20 protein-coding genes are annotated in these 19,263 nt (G+C 31.3%); 8 read left to right on the forward strand and 12 right to left on the reverse strand.

Annotation, left to right across the window (positions count from 1 at the left end):
* Nucleotides 1-202 precede the first annotated feature (202 nt).
* From rplU to L1S33_RS01905, 5 genes are all read left to right on the forward strand, one after another.
* Nucleotides 203-853 (forward strand): 50S ribosomal protein L21, encoded by a 651-nt coding sequence (rplU, locus tag L1S33_RS01885; RefSeq protein ID WP_240551240.1) that lies wholly within the window; start codon nt 203-205, stop codon nt 851-853.
* Between the two features lie 38 nt (nt 854-891).
* On the forward strand, nt 892-1,152 hold the full coding sequence (gene rpmA, locus L1S33_RS01890; RefSeq protein WP_072556118.1) for a 50S ribosomal protein L27: 261 nt from the start codon (nt 892-894) through the stop codon (nt 1,150-1,152).
* Nucleotides 1,153-1,243: 91 nt separating this feature from the next.
* Complete coding sequence (locus L1S33_RS01895) at nt 1,244-2,479, forward strand: 3-deoxy-D-manno-octulosonic acid transferase (protein ID WP_240560969.1); 1,236 nt, start codon at nt 1,244-1,246, stop codon at nt 2,477-2,479.
* 1 nt (nt 2,480) lies between these two features.
* On the forward strand, nt 2,481-3,038 hold the full coding sequence (locus tag L1S33_RS01900) for a YeeE/YedE family protein (protein ID WP_240560971.1): 558 nt from the start codon (nt 2,481-2,483) through the stop codon (nt 3,036-3,038).
* A gap of 2 nt (nt 3,039-3,040) precedes the next feature.
* Nucleotides 3,041-3,454 (forward strand): DUF6691 family protein, encoded by a 414-nt coding sequence (locus L1S33_RS01905; protein ID WP_240560977.1) that lies wholly within the window; start codon nt 3,041-3,043, stop codon nt 3,452-3,454.
* Here L1S33_RS01905 and L1S33_RS01910 read toward each other — a convergent pair.
* From L1S33_RS01910 to L1S33_RS01945, 8 genes are all read right to left on the reverse strand, one after another.
* Nucleotides 3,451-4,056 carry a DUF4230 domain-containing protein gene (locus L1S33_RS01910; protein WP_240560978.1) on the reverse strand — a complete coding sequence of 202 codons (606 nt, stop codon included), beginning with the start codon at nt 4,054-4,056 and terminating at the stop codon, nt 3,451-3,453. The two genes, L1S33_RS01905 and L1S33_RS01910, sit on opposite strands and share 4 nt — an antisense overlap.
* 73 nt (nt 4,057-4,129) lie before the next feature.
* The gene (locus L1S33_RS01915) at nt 4,130-4,735 is read right to left on the reverse strand and encodes a lipoprotein signal peptidase (protein ID WP_240560980.1); all 606 of its coding nucleotides are present in this window, start codon (nt 4,733-4,735) and stop codon (nt 4,130-4,132) included.
* A 42-nt stretch (nt 4,736-4,777) separates the two neighbouring features.
* Entirely contained in the window at nt 4,778-5,419 is a 642-nt protein-coding gene (locus tag L1S33_RS01920) for a hypothetical protein (protein ID WP_240551235.1), read from the reverse strand.
* Between the two features lie 36 nt (nt 5,420-5,455).
* Nucleotides 5,456-5,833 carry a TraR/DksA family transcriptional regulator gene (locus L1S33_RS01925; protein ID WP_240551234.1) on the reverse strand — a complete coding sequence of 126 codons (378 nt, stop codon included), beginning with the start codon at nt 5,831-5,833 and terminating at the stop codon, nt 5,456-5,458.
* A gap of 4 nt (nt 5,834-5,837) precedes the next feature.
* A complete protein-coding gene (ileS, locus tag L1S33_RS01930) occupies nt 5,838-9,242 on the reverse strand; it encodes an isoleucine--tRNA ligase (protein ID WP_240560986.1) in 3,405 nt (1,134 codons plus the stop codon).
* Nucleotides 9,243-9,334: 92 nt separating this feature from the next.
* A complete protein-coding gene (locus L1S33_RS01935) occupies nt 9,335-10,942 on the reverse strand; it encodes a hypothetical protein (protein WP_240560987.1) in 1,608 nt (535 codons plus the stop codon).
* Between the two features lie 12 nt (nt 10,943-10,954).
* Nucleotides 10,955-11,707 carry a TerB family tellurite resistance protein gene (locus L1S33_RS01940; protein WP_240560989.1) on the reverse strand — a complete coding sequence of 251 codons (753 nt, stop codon included), beginning with the start codon at nt 11,705-11,707 and terminating at the stop codon, nt 10,955-10,957.
* Nucleotides 11,707-12,483: a TerB family tellurite resistance protein gene (locus L1S33_RS01945; protein WP_240560991.1), complete on the reverse strand. Its 777-nt coding sequence runs from the start codon at nt 12,481-12,483 to the stop codon at nt 11,707-11,709. Before L1S33_RS01945 ends, L1S33_RS01940 begins: the two co-directional genes overlap by 1 nt.
* 263 nt (nt 12,484-12,746) lie before the next feature.
* Here L1S33_RS01945 and L1S33_RS01950 point away from each other — a divergent pair, with 263 nt between their 5' ends.
* The gene (locus L1S33_RS01950) at nt 12,747-13,157 is read left to right on the forward strand and encodes a BrxA/BrxB family bacilliredoxin (RefSeq protein ID WP_240551229.1); all 411 of its coding nucleotides are present in this window, start codon (nt 12,747-12,749) and stop codon (nt 13,155-13,157) included.
* A 73-nt stretch (nt 13,158-13,230) separates the two neighbouring features.
* On the opposite strand, the gene L1S33_RS01955 is transcribed toward L1S33_RS01950, so the two are convergent.
* A complete protein-coding gene (locus L1S33_RS01955; protein WP_240560993.1) occupies nt 13,231-14,442 on the reverse strand; it encodes an aminotransferase class V-fold PLP-dependent enzyme in 1,212 nt (403 codons plus the stop codon).
* 105 nt (nt 14,443-14,547) lie between these two features.
* Between L1S33_RS01955 and L1S33_RS01960 the strand changes: the two genes are divergently transcribed.
* Nucleotides 14,548-15,870, forward strand: coding sequence for a serine hydrolase domain-containing protein (locus tag L1S33_RS01960; RefSeq protein ID WP_240560995.1), 1,323 nt, complete (start codon nt 14,548-14,550; stop codon nt 15,868-15,870).
* 2 nt (nt 15,871-15,872) lie between these two features.
* Nucleotides 15,873-16,232 (forward strand): hypothetical protein, encoded by a 360-nt coding sequence (locus L1S33_RS01965; protein WP_240551226.1) that lies wholly within the window; start codon nt 15,873-15,875, stop codon nt 16,230-16,232.
* 6 nt (nt 16,233-16,238) lie between these two features.
* On the opposite strand, the gene L1S33_RS01970 is transcribed toward L1S33_RS01965, so the two are convergent.
* The 3 genes from L1S33_RS01970 to nqrE form a co-directional block, all read right to left on the reverse strand.
* On the reverse strand, nt 16,239-17,111 hold the full coding sequence (locus L1S33_RS01970) for a DUF4846 domain-containing protein (protein WP_240560997.1): 873 nt from the start codon (nt 17,109-17,111) through the stop codon (nt 16,239-16,241).
* Nucleotides 17,112-17,213: 102 nt separating this feature from the next.
* Nucleotides 17,214-18,521, reverse strand: coding sequence for an NADH:ubiquinone reductase (Na(+)-transporting) subunit F (gene nqrF / locus L1S33_RS01975; RefSeq protein WP_204218318.1), 1,308 nt, complete (start codon nt 18,519-18,521; stop codon nt 17,214-17,216).
* A complete protein-coding gene (nqrE, locus tag L1S33_RS01980; protein WP_240560998.1) occupies nt 18,521-19,261 on the reverse strand; it encodes an NADH:ubiquinone reductase (Na(+)-transporting) subunit E in 741 nt (246 codons plus the stop codon). The genes nqrF and nqrE overlap by 1 nt, the downstream gene beginning before the upstream one ends.
* Nucleotides 19,262-19,263 lie beyond the last annotated feature (2 nt).

Genomic DNA, 19,263 nt, shown 5'->3' on the forward strand with positions numbered 1-19,263 from the left:
TTTTTTGTTTGTTACAAGTAATTGAGAAAAAATAAAAACAAGCATTCAAAAATAACATTAAAAGTTAAAAATTAGAGAGTTATAAAGTTTATTTAAATATAATAATTTTGTTAATAACTTATTGTGAGTAACAAAAAATATGTATATTTGCATCCGCATTTTCAGTTAGAAAGTGTAGTAATAAATACAAAAAACAAATAGTATGTACGCAATCGTAGAGATAGCAGGGCAGCAATTTAAAGTAGCGAAAGACCAAAAGGTTTACGTTCACCGTTTACAAGAAGCAGAAGGATCAAAAGTAACTTTTGATAATGTAATGCTTATTGAAGATAAAGGTGGAGTAACTATTGGCGCCCCAGCTATAGAAGGAGCCGCAGTAACGGCAAAAATTCTAGGTCACTTAAAAGGTGATAAAGTAATCGTTTTCAAAAAGAAAAGAAGAAAAGGTTACAAGAAGAAAAATGGACACAGACAGTATTTAAGTGAGATTCAAATTGAATCTATCGCTGCTTCTGGTGCTAAAAAAGCAACTGCTAAGAAAGCTGCTCCTAAAAAGGAAACAGTAAAAGCAGAAGCTCCAAAGGCTGCTCCTAAAAAATCTTCTAAAGCAGATGATTTAAAGAAAATTGAAGGTATTGGACCTAAAATTGCAGAAACTTTAGTTGCTGCAGGTTTAGCAACTTTTGCAGATTTAGCAAAAGCAAAACCAGCTGCAATTTCTGAAATTATTGCAGGTGTTCGTGGAAACCACGTTACAGATACTTGGCCAAAACAAGCTAAATTAGCTGCAGATGGTAAGTGGGATGAATTAAAAGATTTACAAGATATATTAGACGGAGGAGTTGAAAAATAACTCACTAATATAACTTTAACCTATAAAAACTCAAGAAAATGGCACATAAAAAAGGTGTAGGTAGTTCGAAGAATGGTAGAGAATCAGAATCGAAACGACTAGGAGTAAAGATTTTTGGAGGACAAGCTGCAATTGCAGGTAATATTCTTGTTCGTCAAAGAGGTACAACTCACAATCCAGGTGAAAATGTATATATGGGAAAAGACCATACATTACATGCTAAGGTTGATGGTGTTGTAGATTTCAAAAAGAAAAGAGACAACAAATCTTACGTTTCTATTATTCCTTTCGAGGCTTAAGAAATAAAGATTATAATATTAAAAACGCGCAAACTATGTTTGCGCGTTTTTTTATACCTCTTATTTATACTGAATTTGTATTTTTACATTAATGAATTTCCTATACAATATATTAGTTTTTATTGCATCCCTCTTATTACCATTTATAGCTTTATTCAATAAAAAAATAAAGTTATTTGCTAATGGAAGAAAAGAAACATTTACAAAACTATCTTCTATTAAGAAAACCGATAAAGTAATTTGGTTTCATGCGGCTTCTTTAGGCGAATTTGAACAAGCAATACCTATTATAGAAGAACTTAAAAACAAATACAGTAATTATAAAATTATTGTAACCTTCTTCTCTCCTTCTGGTTATGAAATAAGAAAAAAATACGCTTTAGCAGATGTTGTTTGCTATCTTGCTTTAGACTCTAAAAGTAAGATGAAGAAATTTTTAGAAATCGTTCATCCTACAATTGCCATAATTATAAAATACGAGTTTTGGCCAAACCTTTTAAATGAGCTAAAACGAAAAGAAATTCCGACAATATTAGTCTCCGGAATTTTAAGAGAAGGTCAATCCTTCTTTAAATGGTATGGCGGATTTATGAGAGAAAAACTAAATACTTTCAATCACTTTTTTGTTCAAAATGAAGAATCAAAAAAACTTTTAAACTCAATTAATTTAAACAACGTAACAATTGCTGGAGACACTCGTTTTGATAGAGTTTCAACAATCTTAAACCAAGATAATTCTTTAAACTTTATAACTGAATTTAAAGACAATAAATATACTGTTGTTGCCGGAAGCACCTGGCAAGAAGATGAAGAGTTCTTGGTAAACTACATCAATAATGGAGCTTCGGAAGGTGAAAAATTTATAATTGCTCCGCACAATATCAATCAAAAAAACATTGAACTCTTAAAAAATTCAATCACAAAAAAAACAGTTTTATTCTCCGATAAAGCAGATAAAAATTTAGCTGATTATCAGGTTTTTATTATTGATACTATTGGAATATTAACAAAGATATACGCTTCTGCAGATACTGCATATGTTGGAGGTGGTTTAAAAACTGGCTTGCACAATATATTGGAACCTGCTACTTTTGGAGTTCCTATTGTTATAGGAAATAAATACTCGAAATTTAAAGAAGCTGTAGATTTAGTAAACCTAAAAGGTTGTCTTACAATTAAGAATCAAGAAGAATTTTCAACTGTTTTTTCAAAATTAAAAAATGATGAAAGCTTTAGAAAATCAACTGGAGAAATCAATAAAAAATACATTCAAGAAAATCTTGGTGCAACAGAATTAATTATGAATTATTTAAAAAATCAATTATAAAATGGATTTCATTCTACAACCTTGGCCTTGGTATATTGGAGGTCCATTAATAGCAATTTCGTTGTTTTTATATTTTTACTTCGGTAAAAATTTTGGAGTTTCTACCAATTTAGAAACCCTTTGTACAATGGCTGGTGCTGGTAAAGTTTCAGATTATTTTAAAAAAGACTGGAAAGAACGTGATTTTGCACTATTATTTGTAGTTGGATTAATAATTGGTGGTTTTATTTCTTCAATATATTTAATTCCAAATAAGGCAATAGATTTAAACACCACAACAATTAAAGAACTAACAGATTTAGGTTTTTCTAATGTTGGAAATCAATATTTTCCTGATGAAATTTTTAGCAAAGAAGTATATTCATCCATAAAAGGATTTTTAATTCTTTTAGTTTCAGGAATCTTTGTAGGTTTTGGAACTCGTTATGCAGGTGGTTGTACTTCTGGACATGCTATAACAGGTTTAAGTAGTTTACAATTACCTTCTTTATTAGCAGTAATTGGATTTTTTATTGGTGGTATTATTGCTACTTGGTTTATAATCCCTTTAATTTTTTAGCCATGAAAAATATCAAATTTTTACTTTTAGGAGTCTTTTTCGCAATCGTTTTAAGTAAAACACAAGCAATTTCTTGGTATCGTTTTTACGAAATGTTTAAGTTTCAATCGTTTCATATGTACGGAATTATTGGAGGCGCAGTTGTTATTTCAGCAATTATAATGCAGCTATTTAAAAGCGGAAAAATAAAAGATATTAACGGGAATAAAATAACTCCAAAACCTAAGAAAAAAGGAACCGTTAGAACACTTGTTGGCGGAACATTTTTTGGTTTAGGTTGGGGAATATCTGGCGCTTGTGCCGCACCAATTTTTGTAATTCTAGGATTTAAATTAGTTCCGGCTTTAATTCTTTTAGCCGGTGCACTTTTAGGTGCTTTTATATATGGTTTGTTGAGTAAAAAACTACCACATTAATCTTTTATTTTCTGAAAACCATCTAACAAATTAGCATTTGTATTATCTACAACTTGCCAACCGTAAACAGAAGAAAGCTGATAGATTTTAGAAAGCTCTTTAAATAATCGGTTTTTAGCGTCGGTTTTTAATGAAGATACTTTTGCAGTTTCTTTAATCTTATCAATACTTTTTTGATTGATTTTATTCAACTCAGTTTTAGTAAAAGCATTAAAGCTACTTTGCTGTAAATCGAAATACTTAATATCTGGAGAAACATTAATTTCTTCAGAAGGAATTTTATTAATAAGAATCTTCTTCGCTATAGAATCAATTTGAATATCCATTTTAGACAAATCGTATCCAACCTCAACTTTAGCGTTTACAGAGATAATTGCCTTTTTATCAAAAGATAAATAATCGTAGAAATATTTTTTAGAATCTGTATAGTTGTAGATTTCAGAGAAATTTCCTTCAGAAACAACCAATTTACTTAAGTTTTTAATTGAATTAACTACAACTTGAATTTCTTCTTGCTTATGAATTTTCACTTCCTTTTTATACCAAAATCTGGCAATTAAAAAACCTAATAAAAAGACGGCTACATATTTAAGAAAACGCATTTGTAAAGTATTTTTATAAAGATAGTCAAAAGAATGATGAGATACTGAAACAAGTTCAGCATAACATATAATATTATTCCTCCTTAGGAAAAGCTTGCTTGTTAAAGATAAAAAGCAAAACAGTTCCTATAAATATCCATGAATCTGCTCCGTTAAAGATCGCGTTAAAAAACGTAAAATATTTTCCTCCAAAGAAAGGCAACCATTCTGGTAAAGTTCCTTCCCACATCGGAAAATACAACATATCTACTACCTTTCCGTAGAACATTTCTCCGTAAGGTTTTTCTGTAAATAAGGTTGCAACTCCATTATAAGGTGTATCAAAAATAACTCCGTAAAAAACAGAGTCAATAATATTACCAACTGCACCTGCAAAAATTAAAGAAATTGCTATTATAACAGCAGTATGAGTGTTTCTTTTTATTGTTTTTGTTAACCAATACATAATACCGGTAACGGCTACTAATCTAAACAAAGTTAAAAATAGCTTACCTGTTTTACCACCAAATTCGAAACCCCAAGCCATTCCGTTATTCTCTGTAAAATGAATAACAAACCAGTCTGAAAATACGGTAACTTCTTCTCCTAAAACAAAATGTGTTTTAATATATATTTTACTAACTTGATCTATTAATAACGCAAGAAAAATTGTAAGAAAGGCAATGTTTTTTTTAGACATGTGTAATTTTTAACAGCAACAAAAATAAGAAAACTATTGTGTTTATTTACTCGTTAACACAATATTAGCTTTCTTTGATTTTATTGTAAGATTTCTTAAGGAATTTGTAAGTGTTTTTTGATATGGATTTGATTCTAAAACGTTATTTACATTAATGCTTCCATTTGCAGAATCGATATTTATTTTTCCTTCTGAAGTAGTTAAAAACACATTTCCAGAATATAAATGAAGTTGTAAATTTCCTTTTAAGGTATTAAAAGACAATGAGCCTTTATCAATAAAAACGGAAAGATTTCCTTGATAACTTTTAGAAATAACATCAACCTCATCACCTAAAAAAGTAAGATTTTTATTCTTTGGAATTTTAATTTTCACTGATGCTCTATGTAACCGTTCTGTTATAAATTTTCTAAAAACAGGTTCTTTTTGATTTATTTCTGGTTGAAAATCAATACTTAATATTCCATTTTTTTCAGAAGTAATAATATGATGTGCAAAAGAATTTTCTTCATCTAAGAAAATAGAAACAAAATCATCTTCAGAAGTTTCTAAAACAATTTCATCCAAGCCTTCAGTATTAATTTCTATGTTATTAGTTAAAACAGTAAATTTCTTAGAGCTTAATTGCTGACTAAAACTTAACGTTTGACTTATTAAAAAGAGAAGTAAAAATATGTTTCTCATAAAAGAAAAAAGCTTCCTAAAAAGGAAGCTTTTGAATTATTGTTTACGTTTTGCTTCAATGCTTAACGTAGCATGAGGCACGAGTTTTAATCGTTCTTTTTGAATTAATTTACCTGTAACTCTACAAACTCCGTAGGTTCCGTTTTCTATACGTAACAAGGCATTTTTTAAGTCGCGAATAAACTTTTCTTGTCTTATTGCTAACTGTACGTTTGCCTCTTTACTCATTACATCTGCTCCATCATCAAACGATCTAAATTGTGGCGATGTATCATCTGTACCATTATCAGATCCATTTTTATATGAACTTTGTAACAATGCTAAATCCTCTTCAGCACGTGTAACCTTTTTTAAGATAATCTCTTTAAACTCTTTTAAATCTTCTTCAGAATATTTAGCTATACTATCTGCCATAATTCTATATTTTTTGTATTAATATTTTACTTTTAATAGTATCGAACTCAATTTCCGTACCATTTTCTAACGCATCCACAAAAACTAATTCATTTGTTAGCGTTTCGCTCATTATGTAATCTCTATTTATAGATACAGATTCTTCTAAGTCTTCAAAATTTAAAACGGTTAATTTTATTTTATCTGTTACTTCTAAACCAGCATCTTTACGTGCATTTTGAATTCTATTTACTAGCTCTCTAGCAATACCTTCTTTACGTAAATCATCAGAAATTGTAACATCTAAAGCTACTGTAATACCGTCTGAATTTGCAACTAACCAACCTTCTATATCTTTAGAAGTAATAACTACATCAGAGAGTTCTAAAGTAATCATTTTTTCATTAATTTCTAAAGAAATTTTTTCGTCTTTTTCTATCTGCTGAATATCTTCTGCCGTAAAACCTTGAACAGCATTGGCAACCAACTTCATGTCTTTACCAAATTTTGGTCCTAACGTTTTAAAGTTTGGTTTAATTTGTTTGACTAAAATGTCTGAAGCATCATCTAAAAGTTCAATTTCTTTTACGTTTACTTCTGATTTTATTAAATCTGAAACCGCTAAAATTGATGCTTTTTGTGCATCATCTAAAACCGGAATCATTATTTTTTGTAATGGTTGACGAACCTTTATCTTCTCTTTAGCTCTTAATGATAAAACTAAAGATGAAATAGTTTGTGCATCTTCCATTTTACGTTCTAAGGCTTTATCAATAATAGCTTCATTATAAACCGGAAAAGTTGATAAATGAATACTTTCAAACGTTTCTTGTTGTGTTGTAGCCATTAAATCTTGGTACAGTCTGTCCATAAAAAATGGAGCAACCGGCGCGCTTAATTTAGCAACAGTTAACATACAAGTGTATAAAGTCTGGTATGCAGAAATTTTATCTTGCTCGTATTCTCCTTTCCAAAAACGTCTTCTACACAAACGAACATACCAGTTACTTAAATGGTCTTGTACAAAGCTATTTATAGCTCTTGTTGCCTTTGTTGGCTCGTATTCGTTATAAGCTTCGTCTACTTTCTTTACTAATGTATTTAATTCTGAAAGAATCCAACGATCTATTTCTGGACGTTCATTTAATGGAACATCATCTTCAGAATAATCAAACTTATCTATGTTTGCGTATAAACAAAAGAAAGAATAGGTGTTATATAATGTTCCGAAGAACTTACGTTTTACCTCTGCAATTCCTTCTACATCAAACTTTAAATTGTCCCACGGATTTGCATTTGAAATCATGTACCAACGCGTTGCATCTGCTCCATAAGTTGATAATGTTTCAAAAGGATCCGTTGCGTTTCCTAAACGCTTCGACATTTTATGTCCGTTTTTATCTAACACTAATCCGTTAGAAACCACATTTTTATACGCTACGGAATCAAAAACCATTGTTGCAATTGCATGTAACGTATAGAACCAACCTCTTGTTTGATCTACTCCTTCTGCAATGAAATCTGCTGGAAATGATTCGTTTTTGTCAATTTTTTCTTTATTTTCAAACGGATAATGCCATTGTGCATAAGGCATTGAACCAGAATCGAACCAAACATCAATTAAATCGCTTTCGCGTTTCATTGGTTGTCCACTTGCTGAAACTAACGTAATTTCATCAACTATATTTTTATGTAAATCTATTTTAGCATAGTTTTCGTTAGACATATTACCAACTTCAAAATCTTGGTAAATATCTTTAGCTAAAACTCCTGCATCAACAGCTTTTGCCATTTCGGCTTTTAATTCTTCAACAGAACCAATACAAATTTCTTCTCTACCATCTTCTGTTCTCCAGATTGGTAATGGAATTCCCCAATAACGAGAACGAGATAAATTCCAATCGTTTGCGTTGGCTAACCAGTTTCCAAAACGACCTTCTCCGGTAGATTTTGGTTTCCAATTAATAGTTTCATTCAGCTTAAACATCTTGTCTTTAACGTCTGTAACTTTAATAAACCAAGAGTCTAACGGATAATATAAAATTGGTTTGTCTGTACGCCAACAGTTTGGATAACTGTGCACATATTTCTCTACCTTAAATGCTTTATTTTCTGTTTTTAATTTAATTGCCAACTCAACATCAACAGATTTTTCTGGCGCTTCACCATCTGCATAATATTCGTTTTTAACATATTTGCCAGCAAATTCACCCATTTCTGGTCTAAATTTACCTTGTAAATCTACTAATGGAACTGTGTTTCCGTTGTCGTCTAAAACTAATAATGGTGGGATTTCTGGTGTTGCTTGTTTTGCAACCAAGGCATCATCTGCTCCAAAAGTTGGTGCTGTGTGTACAATTCCTGTTCCGTCTTCTGTGGTAACAAAATCGCCCGAAATTACTCTAAATGCATTTTCTGCATTTTCATACGGCAATACATAATCTAATAACTGCTCGTATTTTATTCCGACTAAATCTTTTCCTTTAAATTCTTTTACAACATAAAAAGGAATCTTTTTATCGCCTTCTTTATAGATTAAAAGTTCAGATTTTTCTTCAACTTTATTGAATTTTTTATCAAACTGTTTTCCGACTAAGTTTTTAGCCAAAATAACATTCATTGGTTTAAATGTATATTGATTATACGTTTCTACTAAAACATAATCAATTTTATTTCCAACGGTTAACGCCGTATTACTTGGCAATGTCCAAGGTGTTGTTGTCCAAGCTAAAAAGTAAACAGTTCCTTCATTTTGTAAAAATTCTGGAAGTGTTTCTTCAACAGCTTTAAATTGTGCAACAATAGTTGTATCAGTTACGTCTTGGTACGTTCCTGGTTGGTTTAACTCATGCGAGCTTAAACCAGTTCCGGCTTTTGGTGAATAAGGCTGAATTGTATAGCCTTTATACATCAATTTTTTGGTGTAAATTTCTTTTAACAACCACCAAACTGATTCCATATATTTTGGATCGTAGGTAATATATGGATCGTCCATATTTACCCAATAACCCATTTTATTGGTTAAATCGTGCCAAATATCAGTATAACGCATTACTGCTTTTCTACAAGCTGCGTTGTAATCTTCTACAGAAATTGTTTTACCAATATCTTCTTTGGTAATACCTAATTCTTTTTCTACGCCCAATTCAATTGGTAAACCGTGAGTATCCCAACCTGCTTTACGCTTAACTTGGTAACCTTTCATGGTTTTATAACGTGGAAAAATATCTTTAATAGAACGTGCTAAAACATGGTGAACTCCTGGTAAACCATTTGCTGAAGGTGGTCCTTCAAAAAACACATAAGGTTCTGCTCCTTCTCTTGTAGTTACACTCTTTTCGAAAATATTATTTTCTTCCCAATAGTTTAAAATTTCTTCTGCTACTTTTGGTAAATCTAACTGCTTATATTCTGCGAATTTTACGCTCATTTTATCGATATTTCTTATATGGTTGCGAAATTACGTAATTTCTGTAAATTGTTGTGTTTGAAGTCTAAAAATGTAATAGTAAAAAAAGTAAATTAATTTCCGCTATTAGGAGTTGAATCTGGATCTTCTTGATCTAGACTAATAATTTCAGAAGTATTAGTAATTGTATTGATTGCATTTACCGTTGCAGCAATTTCAATACTAATAGTTTGACTAACTGAAATTACATTTCCTGTTAAATCCCATTCTCCAGTAACATCATTGTATGTTCCAGTAGAAATATTTGAATTTGCTAAATTAAATTGAAGTCCTGTTGGTAAGAGGTCTTTAACTACTACTCCTGTTGCTCTATGTGGTCCATTATTAGTTATTGATAATGTAAAAACAACAATACCTCCTACTTTTTGAATAGCAGAATCTACAGTTTTAACCAAACTCAAATCTGCAACAGAAACTATTTCTAAAGTAAAATAATCATTATCATCAAATTCTACTGTAGATGAATATATGCCACCTGATAATGTTAAATCATATTCTTGCACTACTGTGCTAAAGTCTGCAACTGTACTTCTAACAAGCTTAACCGTACCAAAAGGAACACCCGTAAGATCTAAGTCTGCAGCATTTACAGAAAAATTTACAGTACCTACTTCTCCTGTTTCACTAACTCTCCATTTTGTATTTAATCTATATCTTTTATTTAAAGGCGCTATGGCAGAAAAATCATAATCTGCAGCTATTTCATCTTCACCCCAAAATAGATATTCATCATTTTGTAAATCATTTGGTGTGTTAATTCTTACAATTCCTGTTCCTTGAGAATCTGTATGATTAGAACCGTCTGTAGCCTGACCAATACCAGCAACATTAAAATCGAAGTTTTCTCCAGTAGTATCTTCGTCATAAAAATTATTAGTAGTTATTGCAATATTATATTTTGCTGATAAATAATTAGAAACTATAATTCTTTCTGCTTCGTTAATATAAGTATTGTACAAAATTACTTCAGAAAAATCTCCTTGATGTGATTGCCCAGGATCAAAAGAATAAGGAGAACTACCTCCATCTTGTTCTCCCGCTAAAGCTAAATCTCCACCAGCAGTAATAGCATTTCCATTTTGATTTGCAGTAACTGTGGTTCCATTAGTACCATTTATAGACATTCTTGAATTCCCTCCTGCACTTGTCCACCCAAAACCAACAATATTCCAAACATTATTATTTGCGTCAAGGTTAAATGTTCTTGCACCCCTTCTATACATACGTAAATTCTGGCTTCTAAAAATTAGAAAATCATTATTATGACCTGTAGATGCGTATGATAAAGTTCCATCATTAGAATCTCCAGTATTATTTACATAAAAACCAGAAATTGCTGTTGTTGGAAAATTTGTAAAATTAGTTTTTTGAAGCCTTTGGTTACCTGTTCCAAAACGTACAACATCGTAACCATTAACTATATTTTCTTTAATTATTGGCTGAAAAGCAACGGTAGGCTGAGTTAAATCTGAACTAAAACCAGATAAATCTGGCCAACTTGTAAAAGCAGCATTGTCTGCTTCTGTAATGTCATCTGGATTTGTCCATAATACCAAATTAGAAGCTCCAGTTGTTCCTCCAACTCCTCCAGGACCCGTTTGAGAAAAAGCTTTAATACTGAATATTAAAAATAAAAAAAGTATATGTTTAGAACTAACCATTATGTAAATATATTAAAAACCTCTTACTCCTTTTATCTTTTGATACGCTTCTTGTATTTTCTGAAATTGCTCTTTGGCAATAATAACATCATCTTCCGTTGTATTTATTAATTTATCTGGATGATATTTTTTTACCAAACTTCTATACGTTTTTTTAATTTCAATATCCGATACAGACTCTGATAAACCAAGCGTTTCATAATAATAATTACTAGCCTGTGTATAATTTGAAGACGCTTTTTTATTGAAATCTTTAAAAAATAAAGATTGTAAGTATAAATAATCTTTTTTTCTTAAGTATAGATAACCAGCAATTCTCCTAACTTCTAATTCTTCTGCTTTAGTAACTTTTCCGTCTGAATAAGCAATGCCAAATAAAAATTGAATAAAATTGAAACGTTCTTGATAGCTAAGTAAATCAAAAACTTTTTTAGCCGTTTTTTCAATTGAAACCTTATCTAAAGTAACTTCTTTTAATTGCTCAAATGCTCTATTTGCTTTTTTCTTACCGTAGTTTTTAATAAAATAATTTCTTACAAAACCTTGTTCTATCTTATTAATTTTCCCGTCCGCTTTAATTATTTTTGAAGCTAAAATAAGTAAGTTTCTATTGTAATATTTCTTGTTTACAGAAAGGTCTAAAGCATTTGTTATATGAATATTTATGACTTTAAAAAAAACATAAAGTACAATAACAAACATTATAATTACAAGCAGTCCAAAAAATATTGGCAATACTACCGCATCTTCCTGAAACAAAAACATTAAAAACCTCTTTCGTCTTTAATTTTCTCGTAAGCTTCTTGTATTTTTTGAAACTTTTGTTCTGCTACTTTAATATGTTCTTCTCCTAAATTTTGTAATTTATCTGGATGATGCTTTTTAGCCATTTTTCTGTAGGCTTTTTTAACTTCATCATTTGTGGCAGCTTTTGTTATTTCTAAAATTTTATAAGCACTATCTACAGCGTTGTAAAACATTGCTTTTATAGACTCATAATCGCGCTGATTGATATACAAATAACCGGCAATTTTCTTTATTTCTTGTTCTTCAGATGAAGTTACATTTCCATCTGCTTTAGATATTCCGAATAAAAAATGAACTAATTGCAATCTTGATGCATGCGACATATGTTCACGTATTTGCATAGATACTTGACGTACGGATACTTTCTTTTTAAGTATTCCGCTAAAAAGTCTAAATGCAGAATTTGCACGTTCTTTACCGTACATATTTACAAAATGCTGACGTACATAATCTAACTCGCGCTGATCTACTTTTCCGTCTGCTTTTATAACGACAGAAGCTAAAACTAATAAACTAATTTCAAAATCGCCTGAAGTAGTTTGACTTTGTTGTGGTCTTCTTCTACCACGAGTTTGGGTTTGGCGTCCTCTTTCGTAATCTATTTGTTCTTGTTGAAATCCTTCAAATTTAAATCCGTCTACAAAACTACCAACTGCAAAACCTATTAATGCTCCTATTGGTCCGCCTAATGTAAATCCTAAACTTGCGCCTAACCAACTTGCAAATTTTCCCATATTATATTTTTTTTTGAATTTCAAAGATAAATAGATTATTTGGATACATATTGTTAATATTTAAAGAGACATTTCGCTGGCTCGCGTGAAGGATTGAAGCATTTGTTTGAGCTCTTTTTTGAAGTATGAAAAAAAAAGCGAGTGCGGAAAGCCTGACGGATTTGTAGTTTTTTGTGTAGAGAAACGAAGCAAGAAGCTATAAATGCGACACGCCCAAATTATAAGAAAAATGAGTATCTTTGTAGTTCAAAATTTTATAGAATATGTATCCAGAAGAATTAGTAAAACCAATGAGAGACGAGCTTATTAACGCTGGTTTTGACGCATTATATACCGCTGAAGACGTAGACAACGCCATAGCAAAAGAAGGAACAACTTTAGTAATGGTAAACTCTGTTTGTGGTTGTGCTGCAGGAACTGCAAGACCGGGAGCAATTGCTTCTTTAGGAGCAGATAAATTTCCTACGCATTTAACTACTGTTTTTGCAGGTGTTGAGAAAGAATCTACGGCAAAGGCTCGTGAATATATGATTCCTTTTCCTCCATCTTCTCCAGCAATAGCGCTGTTTAAAGATGGTAATTTAGTACATATGTTAGAGCGTCACCACATTGAGGGTAGATCTGCGCAAATGATTGCACAGAATTTAGCAGGTGCTTATGATGAGTTTTGTTAATAGAAAGAAACAAGACTTTTAGAGACAAGAAATAAGACTAAAAAACCACTCAATTTGAGTGGTTTTTTAGTTTTTATGATAACATCATTTTTGCTTTTTTGATGGCTTCTATCATCACATCAATTTCTTCTTTGGTATTGTAAAAAGCGAAAGACGCTCTTACCGTTCCTGGTATTTTGTAAAATTCCATAATTGGCTGCGCACAATGATGTCCTGTTCTTACAGCTACACCTAGTTTGTCTAAAATTACTCCAATGTCATACGGATGAATTCCTTCTATATTGAAAGAAATTACAGATGTTTTATTTGTTGTACCGTAAATTCTTAATCCGTCTATTTCTAATAACTTTTCTGTTCCGTAAGCTAATAGGTCGTTTTCTTGTTGCTGAATGTTTTCAAATCCAACTGAGTTCACATAGTCTAATGCTACACCAAAAGCAATTCCGCCACAAATATTTGGCGTTCCGGCTTCAAATTTATGCGGCAAACCCGCATAGGTTGTTTTTTCAAAAGTTACTGTTTCTATCATTTCTCCACCTCCTTGATAAGGCGGTAACATTTTTAATAACTCTTCTTTTCCGTAGAGCAATCCAACGCCTGTTGGTCCACAAATTTTATGTGCAGATGCTACGTAAAAATCTACGTCTAAATCTTGCACATCTGGTTTTATATGTGGTGTTGCTTGTGCTCCATCAATTAAAACATAAGCACCAAATTTATGTGCTGCATGTATAATTTCTTCAATAGGATTTATAGTTCCTAAAGCATTTGAAACATGGTTACAGAAAACCAATTTTGTTTTTCCGTTTAGCAACTCATGATAATTATCCATGCGTAAAGAACCGTCTTCATCCATTGGAATAACCTTTAAAACAGCGCCTGTTTTTTCGCATAGCATTTGCCAAGGCACAATGTTAGAATGGTGTTCTAATGCCGATACTATAATTTCATCTCCTTCTTCTAATAACTCAGAAAAACCAGATGCAACCATGTTTATTCCATGTGTTGTTCCTGTAGTAAAAATAATTTCATATGAATGTTTTGCATTAAAATGTTGTTGAATTTTAATACGTGCTTCTTCATATTTATCGGTAGCTTCTTGACTTAAACTATGTACACCACGATGAATATTTGCGTTGTAATTTGAATAATAATCTACAATTGCATCAATAACCACTTGTGGTGTTTGCGATGTTGCTCCATTATCAAAATACACTAAAGGCTTATTATTTACCGTTCTTTTAAGGATCGGGAAATCGGCACGAATTTTATCAACTTTAAACATAATACTAAATTATACAACAAAGATAAGGCATGCTTTTTACAACACCTACACAAAAAAATATTTGTTACTTTTAGCATATAATAGGCATTACTTATTTTTAATAATATGAAAACATTAAAACGAATTTTATTACTATTGGCTGTTTTACTTTTAACAGTTGTTTTTTATAATTATCCTAAGTTGAATATTTTAGCGGGTTATTCTGCTAAATATGCAAGTTCATCAGTTTTTGTAGCTGAAAGAACTTTAGATTTTACTGATAAAACTGATTTAGACTTTTCTCCTATAAATTTAGCTTCGGATGAAATAATTACTGAAGACAAACTAGCAACTTCATCTGCATTTGGATTATTAACCCGAAAAGCAGTTTATAGAGAAGGTTTAGGAAGTGTTTTAATTTCTGATGAAAGTGATTTGGAAGAAAACCCTTTAGTTCCTAAAAGATTAACTCCTGATAATGTAACACCTTATCCGTATGGAAATGCTACTCAAAAAGATACTGTCTTCACAAATATAGATTACACTAAATTGAACGAAACTGTTGCTTCAATTTTTAGTGATTCAACTAAAACAAGAGCCGTAGTTGTTATTTATAAAGATCAGATTATTGCGGAAAAGTATGATGAAGGATTTGATAAAAACTCTAAAATATTAGGTTGGTCAATGACCAAAAGTATTGTAAGTACTTTAATTGGAATGCGTCAATTTACAGGTAAAATGAACGTGCAAGACAAAGCTCCAATTGCAGAATGGCAAAACGATAGTAGAAAAGAAATTACCATTCATAATTTATTACAAATGAATAGTGGGTTAGAATGGGATGAAAACTACGATGAAATTTCAGACGCTACGCAAATGCTATTCCTTGATAAGGATATGACCAAAATGCAAGCAAAAAAACAATTTGTTGGTAAACCCAACGAAACTTGGAACTATTCTTCTGGAACCACTAATGTATTATCAGGAATTTTACGTGGAAATTTTGCTACGCATCAAGAATATTTAGATTATTGGTACACTTCTTTAATTGATAAAATTGGCATGAACTCAATGCTTATTGAAACCGATTTAAGCGGAAATTACGTTGGTTCTTCTTACGGTTGGGCAACGCCAAGAGATTGGGCAAAATTAGGCTTGTTGTATCTTAAAAACGGTACTTGGAAAGGTGAACAATTGTTTGATAAATCTTGGGTAGATTATGCAACTACGCCAACACCAACTTCAGATGGTTGGTATGGAGCTCAAATTTGGTTAAATGCCGGAAACAGATATCCTGATGTACCAAAAAACATGTATTCTTTTAACGGTTACCAAGGTCAGAATGTATTTATTTTACCTAATGAAGAATTGGTTATTGTAAGAATGGGATTGACTAAAAAAGCAGATGTTAATGCTTTCTTGAGTGGGATTTTAACTTCTTTAAAATAAATATGAAACAATTACTATATATAGTATTGATAATATGTTTTTCTTGTAATTCAGACAGAAAATTTAACTCAAAAAACTGGGCTCCTTATGAATCTGGTGTTATTGGAGGTGAAAGGAAAAGAATGTTATCAGATTTAACTCAAAATGTTTTAAAACCAAGTTTTACTACAAAAAAAGAAGTAGACTCTTTATTGGGTAAATATTACATAATTGACATTGAGAATAAAACATATAACTATGAGGTTTTTGAAAAATATGGATGGAATATCGATCCTGAAGGTTATATAACTTTAAAATTATCTTTTGATAAAGATTCTATTTTACAACAATGGTTAATTGAAGAAACTACTTTTAATCCTTAATTAAAACTACTTAAATCTTATAAATTTAGCTTCGTTAAAATAATATCCAGGAACTTCTGTATAGGCATTCAATTGTAAATTGTACCACGGACTCATCTTTGTATCTGTTGGGTTCTTCAACATATGCACACTTTGTGCTGGTATGTTTCCTTGTGCTAGAATGTATTTTATTTTTCCTTCGGAATTTTTAATCTTATCTACAATCATAACAATATGACCTGGAGTTCCAGGGTTTACCAACATGTCTCCAACTTCAAAATTAGTTTTAACCTTTGGCAATTCGTTGTATAAAGACAACGTACCTGAATACATATAAATTAGGTTTAAGTATTTATAAAAATTAGCTTTTGAAGTGTTAGGAGTTCCCGTTTTATGAAACGTAACTTTGTTTCCTTTTACTTTTGGCCTATAGCCTTCTGCATATTTTTTCCAAGGACAATAATGTCCGCTTGTAAACTCAAATCCTATTTTGTTTTGTTGATTGGTTTTCCACAGGTATTCAGAACGTAATCTAATAAGTGCATCTGCACATTGTTGCAATCCGTTTTTAGGCACAGACAAATCTAATACACCAATATGACCTGATTGATAAAAGTATTTACTTCCATCATAATTTATTACTTCTGCCCCGTAATTTTTAAGTGCATAATTTTGAATAAATGATTGAAAAGAACCTTCAGAGTAAGTAACTCTTGTAAAATCTTCTGGGATTTTTACTCTATTAATAACTGTATTTCCATTTTTGTTGATATAACTTGGTGAAGAAAATACAGTTGTAATTGTGTTTTTAACAATTTTTGTTTTTTTTGGTGCAAACAAATAGCTCCAAAAAACAATTAAAACAAACAATAAACCAATTAAGTAAAATAGCTTTTTCATATTAGTTACTCTAACGAATAAAATTTTAACTTTAGTATTATAAAACAAAAAAACCGATACATTTCTGTATCGGTTTTTAATATCTAAATAAACGCTTAGCGTTTATCCTCCAAAGTCATCAAAACGGATGTTTTCGTCTGCTAGACCAAAATCTTCTCCCATTTTTTGTACTGCTTTGTTCATTAATGGTGGTCCACAGAAATATAATTCTAAATCTTCTGGAGATTCATGGTGATTTAAGTAGTTATCAATTACACAATTATGTATAAAACCTACAAAACCATCTCCTGCTTCATCATTAATATCTTTTTTGGTAGTCCAATTATCTGCTTCTGCAGGATCAGATAAAGCAATGTAAAATTTAAAGTTTGGAAAATCTTTTTCTAAAGCTCTAAAGTGTTCGATATAAAATAATTCTGCTTTAGAACGACCTCCATACCAATACGTTACTTTTCTACCAGTTTTTAATGTTCTGAATAAGTGATATAAGTGAGAACGCATTGGCGCCATACCTGCTCCACCTCCAACATATAACATTTCTGCATCAGATTCATTGATAAAGAATTCTCCATAAGGTCCAGAAATAACACATTTATCTCCTTTCTTTAAGTTGAATATGTACGAAGAAGCAATTCCTGGATTTACATCCATCCATCCACCTTTCACTCTATCAAAAGGAGGTGTTGCAATACGTACATTTAACATAATTTCTCTTCCTTCAGCAGGATAAGAAGCCATAGAATATGCTCTTTCTACAGTTTCTGTATTTTTCATTACTAATGGTCTTAAGCCAAATTTATTCCATTCAGCTTCAAACTTATCTGCTACGTCATGCTCTTCTGGGTGTGCAGTAATATCCATATCAGCATAGTTTATTTCACAAGCTGGAATTTCAATTTGAATATATCCACCTGCTTTATAACCCATGTCTTCTGGAATCTCAACAACAAACTCTTTAATAAAAGTTGCTACGTTATAATTTCTTACAACAACTGCATCCCATTTCTTAATTCCAAAAATTTCTTCTGGAATAGAAATATCCATATCTTGTTTTACTTTTACTTGACAAGATAAACGAACACCGTGTGCTAATTCTTTACGAGTAAAGTGAGGTGTTTCTGTTGGTAAAGCTTCACCTCCACCAGAGTTTACGTGACATTCACATTGAATACACGTTCCACCTCCACCACAAGCTGATGGTAAAAATATTTTTTCGTTACCTAATGTAGTTAATAAAGATCCACCTGAAGCAACTTCAATAGTTCTCTCTCCATTAATGGTAATTTTTACCGGTCCAGATGGCGATAACTTTTGCTTTACAAAAAGTAACAACGCTACTAATAATAAGGTAACTACTAAAAAGGCTCCTACTGTAGCTCCAATAATTCCAAAGTCAATTGCTCCTATCATTATTTAATTTCTTTAGTGTTAACAGCTACTTCTTCTTTGACTTCTTTAGTAGCTTCTTCTATTTTTTTCTCTTCAACCGGTGTTTCGATTGCTGTTTTTTCTTCAGCTTTCGCTTCTTCTTCTCCACCTGTTAACATTCCACCGAAACTCATAAAACCAATTGCCATTAAACCTGTAACAATAAATGTAATTCCTAAACCTCTTAAAGGCGCTGGAATGTTAGAGTATCTAATTTTTTCACGAATTGCTGCAATAGCTAAAATTGCTAAAAACCATCCAATTCCTGATCCAACTCCGTACGTTAATGCCAAACCTAAAGTTGGTATCTCACGAGACTGCATAAATAAACTTCCTCCTAAAATTGCACAGTTTACTGCAATTAATGGTAAGAAAATACCTAATGAATTGTATAATGATGGTGAAAATTTTTCAACAATAATTTCTACTAATTGTACCATTGTTGCAATGGTTGCAATAAATAAAATAAATGAAAGGAAACTTAAATCGTATGCTGCATATTCTACACCTAACCATTTTAAAGCTCCTGGTTGTAATATATATTGATCTAATAACCAGTTTAACGGTACTGTTACCATTAATACAAAGATTACTGCGGCACCTAAACCTACAGCCGTAGTTACTTTTTTAGATACAGCAAGGTAAGAACACATTCCTAAGAAAGTGGCAAATACCATGTTGTCTATAAAAATCGACTTGAAAAATAATTCTAAATGTTCCATAA

Origin of the sequence: Tenacibaculum aquimarinum, assembly GCF_022478115.1 — a bacterium.
Lineage (GTDB): Bacteria > Bacteroidota > Bacteroidia > Flavobacteriales > Flavobacteriaceae > Polaribacter > Polaribacter aquimarinum_A.

What these genes read in the sequence shown, in the direction of transcription:
- rplU (WP_240551240.1), top strand. Translation starts at nt 203, where the DNA reads ATGTACGCAATCGTAGAGATAGCAGGGCAGCAATTTAAAGTAGCGAAA.
- rpmA (WP_072556118.1), top strand. Translation starts at nt 892, where the DNA reads ATGGCACATAAAAAAGGTGTAGGTAGTTCGAAGAATGGTAGAGAATCA.
- L1S33_RS01895 (WP_240560969.1), top strand. Translation starts at nt 1,244, where the DNA reads ATGAATTTCCTATACAATATATTAGTTTTTATTGCATCCCTCTTATTA.
- L1S33_RS01900 (WP_240560971.1), top strand. Translation starts at nt 2,481, where the DNA reads ATGGATTTCATTCTACAACCTTGGCCTTGGTATATTGGAGGTCCATTA.
- L1S33_RS01905 (WP_240560977.1), top strand. Translation starts at nt 3,041, where the DNA reads ATGAAAAATATCAAATTTTTACTTTTAGGAGTCTTTTTCGCAATCGTT.
- L1S33_RS01910 (WP_240560978.1), bottom strand. Translation starts at nt 4,056, where the DNA reads ATGCGTTTTCTTAAATATGTAGCCGTCTTTTTATTAGGTTTTTTAATT.
- L1S33_RS01915 (WP_240560980.1), bottom strand. Translation starts at nt 4,735, where the DNA reads ATGTCTAAAAAAAACATTGCCTTTCTTACAATTTTTCTTGCGTTATTA.
- L1S33_RS01920 (WP_240551235.1), bottom strand. Translation starts at nt 5,419, where the DNA reads ATGAGAAACATATTTTTACTTCTCTTTTTAATAAGTCAAACGTTAAGT.
- L1S33_RS01925 (WP_240551234.1), bottom strand. Translation starts at nt 5,833, where the DNA reads ATGGCAGATAGTATAGCTAAATATTCTGAAGAAGATTTAAAAGAGTTT.
- ileS (WP_240560986.1), bottom strand. Translation starts at nt 9,242, where the DNA reads ATGAGCGTAAAATTCGCAGAATATAAGCAGTTAGATTTACCAAAAGTA.
- L1S33_RS01935 (WP_240560987.1), bottom strand. Translation starts at nt 10,942, where the DNA reads ATGGTTAGTTCTAAACATATACTTTTTTTATTTTTAATATTCAGTATT.
- L1S33_RS01940 (WP_240560989.1), bottom strand. Translation starts at nt 11,707, where the DNA reads ATGTTTTTGTTTCAGGAAGATGCGGTAGTATTGCCAATATTTTTTGGA.
- L1S33_RS01945 (WP_240560991.1), bottom strand. Translation starts at nt 12,483, where the DNA reads ATGGGAAAATTTGCAAGTTGGTTAGGCGCAAGTTTAGGATTTACATTA.
- L1S33_RS01950 (WP_240551229.1), top strand. Translation starts at nt 12,747, where the DNA reads ATGTATCCAGAAGAATTAGTAAAACCAATGAGAGACGAGCTTATTAAC.
- L1S33_RS01955 (WP_240560993.1), bottom strand. Translation starts at nt 14,442, where the DNA reads ATGTTTAAAGTTGATAAAATTCGTGCCGATTTCCCGATCCTTAAAAGA.
- L1S33_RS01960 (WP_240560995.1), top strand. Translation starts at nt 14,548, where the DNA reads ATGAAAACATTAAAACGAATTTTATTACTATTGGCTGTTTTACTTTTA.
- L1S33_RS01965 (WP_240551226.1), top strand. Translation starts at nt 15,873, where the DNA reads ATGAAACAATTACTATATATAGTATTGATAATATGTTTTTCTTGTAAT.
- L1S33_RS01970 (WP_240560997.1), bottom strand. Translation starts at nt 17,111, where the DNA reads ATGAAAAAGCTATTTTACTTAATTGGTTTATTGTTTGTTTTAATTGTT.
- nqrF (WP_204218318.1), bottom strand. Translation starts at nt 18,521, where the DNA reads ATGATAGGAGCAATTGACTTTGGAATTATTGGAGCTACAGTAGGAGCC.
- nqrE (WP_240560998.1), bottom strand. Translation starts at nt 19,261, where the DNA reads ATGGAACATTTAGAATTATTTTTCAAGTCGATTTTTATAGACAACATG.